Origin of the sequence: Microbulbifer sp., from assembly GCF_036563125.1 — a bacterium.
In the GTDB taxonomy this organism is placed as follows: Bacteria; Pseudomonadota; Gammaproteobacteria; order Pseudomonadales; family Cellvibrionaceae; genus Microbulbifer.
Map to the genome: position 1 here is coordinate 1 of NZ_DATCMV010000092.1, position 5,313 is coordinate 5,313.

At 59.9% G+C, this 5,313-nt stretch carries 4 protein-coding genes and 1 pseudogene; all 5 read right to left on the minus strand.

From position 1 onward, the window contains the following. A pseudogene (locus VIL80_RS07730) lies at nt 1-266 on the minus strand (hypothetical protein); the annotation flags it as partial. 105 nt (nt 267-371) lie between these two features. Next, complete coding sequence (gene cysZ / locus VIL80_RS07735) at nt 372-1,271, minus strand: sulfate transporter CysZ (RefSeq protein ID WP_332035545.1); 900 nt, start codon at nt 1,269-1,271, stop codon at nt 372-374. Nucleotides 1,272-1,274: 3 nt separating this feature from the next. After that, on the minus strand, nt 1,275-1,571 hold the full coding sequence (locus tag VIL80_RS07740) for a PA4642 family protein (RefSeq protein ID WP_332035546.1): 297 nt from the start codon (nt 1,569-1,571) through the stop codon (nt 1,275-1,277). Nucleotides 1,572-1,586: 15 nt separating this feature from the next. Further along, nucleotides 1,587-3,143: an amidase gene (locus VIL80_RS07745; RefSeq protein WP_332035547.1), complete on the minus strand. Its 1,557-nt coding sequence runs from the start codon at nt 3,141-3,143 to the stop codon at nt 1,587-1,589. A gap of 218 nt (nt 3,144-3,361) precedes the next feature. Next, nucleotides 3,362-5,050 (minus strand): AMP-binding protein, encoded by a 1,689-nt coding sequence (locus VIL80_RS07750; RefSeq protein ID WP_332035548.1) that lies wholly within the window; start codon nt 5,048-5,050, stop codon nt 3,362-3,364. Between the last annotated feature and the right edge of the window lie 263 nt (nt 5,051-5,313).

Below are 5,313 nucleotides of genomic sequence, written 5' to 3' on the forward strand. Positions count from 1 at the left end.
ACGCCGTGGGGATTGACGCCGTTGAACACGGCGCGGATGGTGCCGTCTTTGCCCGCCGCGTCCAGCGCCTGGAAGATGGTCAGCAGGCTGTAGCGGTCGTGGGCGTACATCACCTGTTGGCGCTCGTCGATGGCGTGGCGCAGCTTGCGGATCTTTTTCTGGTAATCCTTTTTGTCGGAATACAGCGGCTCAATCCGTGTGGGGCACTGCCCCTGGCGATACCTTTTCTCGCCGTCGAAGCGGATCCCACTCCAGTCGATTTTCATAGGCCTGCCGCCTTCCGTGTTGCCTTTGCGATGTCCATCTAAAGCCTAGACAAGCTCGAGTGCAGCGGGGGCGACCAGGTGGCGGCAGGGAGAATTTACGTCGGTCTACTTGTCCGGACCCTCGATGCCTTTCGGCCATTGCTTCCGGTCTGTGGGAGACGGATTTTCCAGCGGAACTGTCGCGCCATTGGGTCCTTTGCCGGGATCGCCCTCGGCCCAGATCCGCTCCACCCACAGCGCCGTACCACCGGCAACCGCGGCGGGCATCACAAAGATGTTCAGCACCGGTACCATCTTTGCCAGCATCACACTGCCACCGAACCCGAGGGTGGTGAGTTTTTTGCGCATCAGCACGCGCTTCAGTTCGCTGAAGGAGCGCTGGTGATTGTCCAGCGGGTAGTCCACGTACTGGATCGCCATGCACCAGGCGCCCCACAGGGCGGTCAGGATTGCGGGTATGAAGACGGTCCAGCTGGTGAGCAGGGCGACAATAAAAATCACGATGCCCCAGCCGAGAAAATACATCAGTTTGCGCAGTTCCCGCCCCAGGGTCCGGAGCACCATGCTGTGCAGCGCTTCCGGTGGCGGTGGGTGCCCGGTGAGCAGCTCCTCGACCTTCTCTGCGAGAAAGCCGTTAAACGGGGCGGCGATGATATTGGTGATGATGCCGAACAGGTAGCCATACACCATGAAGAACAGCAGTACCACGGCAATGGCAATCAACCACGCCAGCCACTGGAAAACACTGGCGGCCCAGTCCGCGCCCTTGGCGAGTATTGCCCGCCACCAGGACATGTTGGAGGTGTCGACCGGCGTGTCCGACAGCAGGCTGCCGATAAAGCGGCCGAGGTCGTCGAACTGGCTGATCATCAGGGCGCCCAGTGCGATAAACAGCACCAGATTGATGAGCAGGGGAATGATGATGAACGGGCGCAGCTCTTTGCGGGTGAGCAGCTGCGCCCCCCGGACCAGTGCGTTGACGCCGTGTACCGGGTTGGAGGTCATGGGTTATTGCGCTCCGGCTGTGCGCAGGATTTCCGCGTATTCCTCGCTCTGCGCATGCTCGCCAATGCGCGCCAGTAGTGTCTGGCCTTCGGGGCTCTGGCTGTTCAAGTTCAGCCCCTGTTGCTTGAACAGGTGCACGAAGGTGGCAAAATTTTCTGCCTTCATGCCGCGGTAGGCGCGCTCCAGCAGATAGAAATCCCGGTTGAAGCCTTCCGGTGCGTCGCCAACCAGGAAACCGGCGATACGCTCGTCATCAAAAATTTCGCCGAGGACTTTTTGTTTGTCTTTTTTCAGGCTCATTGTTACTTCCTTCTTTCAATTGTTGCCGAAAATGTACGGGGCCGGGTCGCCATTCAAAAACCGCGGCGCGCGGCGCTGCTTGCTGGCCTGCTCGTAATTGTATGCGGCGGCAATCAGCCTGTCTTCCTGATTGGCACTGGCAAAAAACGAAATGCCCACCGGTAGGTGTCGCACAAATCCCATGGGCACGGTGATATGTGGATAACCGGCAACGGCCGCGGGGGTTGTTGCGGAGCCGACATAGTGGTCGCCGTTGATGTGGTCGATTTTCCACGCCGGGCTGACCGTCGGTGCGATCAGTATGTCCACCTGGTGCTTCGCCATGGCAGCATCGATGCCGCGGGCGCGCGCGAGACTGCGCAGCTCGGTAATCTTACTGTCGAAATCTTTTTCTTTGCGGCCCTGTGAGCGCTGTGCCATTTCGAAGATTTCCTGGCCGAAATAGGGCATCGCCAGTTCCTTGCTTTCGCGGTTCGCCGCGATCAGCGCATCCAGCGTCTTGTACTGGGTGGTGGCGGTGGCCAGGTAGTCGTTGAGTGCGTCCTTGAATTCCCATGCCAGCAGGTCGAATTCCAGCGCATTCATTTGCTCAAGTGTTTCGATATTGGCGTTGTCGACAATGATGGCGCCCTGTTCGCGCAGGATGGATAACGCCTGCTCGAATACCGCATCGGTCTGTGCACTGTAGCCCATGAGATTGCGCACCACGCCAATGCGCAAACCCTGCAGGCCGTCCGCCCTGAGGTGATCCGCATAGCGGGTCGGCGCCTCAAAACTGTCAGTGTCTGCCGTGTCCTTGCCCACCATGGCATCCAGTAACAGAGTTGCGCCGGTCACGGTGGTCGCCATCGGCCCCGCGGTGTCCTGGTAGGCGGAAATCGGGATGATGCCCGCGCGGCTGATCAGCCCAAGGGTCGGCTTGATGCCGACGATACCATTGATGGCGGATGGGCAGGTGATGGAGCCATCTGTTTCCGTGCCCACCGCGAGCGGGGCGAGGCCAGCGGCAACGGCCACCGCGGAACCGGCACTCGAGCCGCAGGGACTGCGGGTGAGGTCGTAGGGGTTATGCGCCTGCCCGCCGGTGCCGCTCCAGCCACTGGAGGAGTTGGTGGAACGGAAATTCGCCCACTCGCTCAGGTTGGCCTTGCCGAGAATGATCGCGCCGCTTTTCTTGAGCTGGGCCACCAGGTGGGCGTCAGCCTGGGGAAAGTTGTCCTGCAGCAGGATGGAGCCGGCGGTGTTTGCCAGTCCGTCCGCGGTATCGATATTGTCCTTTAGCAGTACCGGGATACCGTGCAGCGGGCCGAGCACCTGGCCCTCATAACGCAGGCGGTCGAGCCGCCGGGCATCCTCCAGCGCGGCTGGATTGAGCTGGGTTACCGCATGCAGCTTTTCATTGAGCTGCTGGATCTGCTGGGTATAGCGGCTGACCAATAGCTCGGAGGTGGTGGTGCCTTCGTCCAGTGCCGCGCGAATTTCGGAGGTGGTGGTGAACTGGGGTTGGGTAACCCCCTGGCTGCTGAAGGTGAGGATAATCAGGCTGGCTGCCAGTTTATTTATTATTTTCATAAGTGTTTTTTCCGGAATTATTGTTCTGGAAGGCACCGGCGAATGTCGCGGGCAGGGTGGCCCTGCGCATAGTCGGGCAGCGGGGTAGGCTGGCGCCGGTGATCTGAGCCTAAAGCGGCGGAGGTGAAGGTGCAAGGGGCGAGCCAGAATGGCCCGCCCCGGCATGGCGCCTTGTTCTATGGTGGCGGCGCTTGTAAATACAGGGGGCGATTACCGCTTCAAGCTTCGATACCCAGCTCGGCGATGGAAATTTCGCGAATGCGGAATTTCTGCACTTTACCCGTTACGGTCATCGGGAATTCGTCGACGAATTTGAAGTAGCGGGGGATCTTGTAATGCGCGATTTTACCCCGGCAGAAGGTGCGCAGATCGTCGGCGGAAACTGACTCACTGCCGGCGCGCAGCCGCACCCAGGCAATCAGTTCTTCGCCGTATTTCTTGTCCGGTACCCCGGTAACCTGCACATCGGAAATGGCGGGGTGGGTATACAGGAACTCTTCGATTTCCTTGGGGTAAATGTTCTCACCGCCCCGGATCACCATGTCCTTGATACGCCCGACGATCTGGATATACCCCTCGCTGTCCATCGTGGCCAGATCCCCGGTGTGCATCCAGCCATCGCTGTCGATGGCGTCGCGGGTCGCGGCTTCATTGTCCCAGTAGCCGAGCATCACACTGTAACCGCGGGTGCAGAGCTCGCCGATCTCGCCGCGTGGCAATGTTGCGCCGCTCACCGGATCGATCACCCTGGACTCCAGGTGCGGCTGGGTGCGGCCGACGGTGGTGACCTGCTTGTCAAAGGCATCGGCAGCACTGGTCTGGGTGGAAACCGGGCTGGTCTCAGTCATGCCGTAGGCTATCTGTACCTCGCGCATATGCATGCGGCTGGTGACCGCCTTCATGACTTCTTCCGGGCAGATGGAGCCGGCCATGATCCCGGTGCGCAGCGAACTGAGGTCGTAGTCGGCGAAATGGGGGTGGTCCAGCTCGGCGATAAACATGGTGGGCACGCCGTAGAGGGCGGTGGCGCGTTCGGCGCTCACGGTTTCCAGTACCACGCGGGGATCAAACCCCTCGCCGGGATAGATCATGGTAGCGCCGTGGGTCACACACCCAAGGTTGGCCATGACCATGCCGAAGCAGTGGTACAGGGGCACAGGAATGACCAGGCGATCTTTTTCCGTCAGGCCGATGCTTTCCGCCACGAAAAAGCCATTGTTCAGGATATTGCGGTGGGAGAGGGTGGCCCCTTTGGGGGAGCCGGTGGTGCCGGAGGTGTACTGGATATTGATCGGGTCGCTACAGCGCAGTGCCGCCTGTGCACTTGCCAGGGTTTGCGGTGTAACCGATGCGGCCTCTTGTGGCAGATCCTGCCAGCGCCACATGCCGGGATAGGGTTTGTCCGCGAGGTTAACCACCAGTTCCAGGTGCGGCAGTTTTTCCGACACTAATCGTGTTTTGTCACTGTGTTCGAGCTCCGGCGCCAGCTCGTAGAGCATTGCGGTGTAATTGGAGCTTTTGAAGTTCTCCGCAATCACCAGCATGCGTGCCCCGGAGTGATTGAGGGCGTATTCCAGTTCGTGCAGGCGATAGGACGGGTTGATGTTGACCAGGATGGCGCCGATCTTCGCGGTGGCAAACTGCATGGTGGTCCACTCGGCGCAGTTTGGCGACCAGACGCCGACCCGGTCTCCTTTTTTTATGCCCAGAGCCAGCAGCGCGCGGGCGCAGGTGTCGACCTGTTGCTTGAACTCCCCATAGGTCCAGCGGATACCCTGGTGGCGCGCGATCAGCGCGTCGTTGTCAGGAAACTCTGCCACCGTCTCGTCAAACTTGTCACCGATGGTCATTTCGAGCAGTGGCTGGGTGGTATCGCCCTTGGTGTAGCTGGGATGCGGCTGGTTCATTGCTGGGCACCTCTTGTTTTGATGTCGCAGGCCGAGCGCATACTGTTATTGGCTCAGCTTAGCGGTTTATCGTTATTGGTCTCAGCTTTTCACGCTCGAGTTCCCGCTGTCCATTAACCATTCGTCGAAAGAGGTGTATCGATATGTCAGTGAAAGGGGGCGGCGAGTAAAGACTAGGGGCAGGAGTGGAGGGTGCTTGTCGGCAGGTAATTATGGCTCGCAAAGCGGGAGCCCAGCGGTACGACGGGCGTGCATTTTGCACG

Bases quoted from the DNA above. Each gene is read 5' to 3' on its own strand.
- cysZ (WP_332035545.1), bottom strand. From the start codon at position 1,271: ATGACCTCCAACCCGGTACACGGCGTCAACGCACTGGTCCGGGGGGCG.
- VIL80_RS07740 (WP_332035546.1), bottom strand. From the start codon at position 1,571: ATGAGCCTGAAAAAAGACAAACAAAAAGTCCTCGGCGAAATTTTTGAT.
- VIL80_RS07745 (WP_332035547.1), bottom strand. From the start codon at position 3,143: ATGAAAATAATAAATAAACTGGCAGCCAGCCTGATTATCCTCACCTTC.
- VIL80_RS07750 (WP_332035548.1), bottom strand. From the start codon at position 5,050: ATGAACCAGCCGCATCCCAGCTACACCAAGGGCGATACCACCCAGCCA.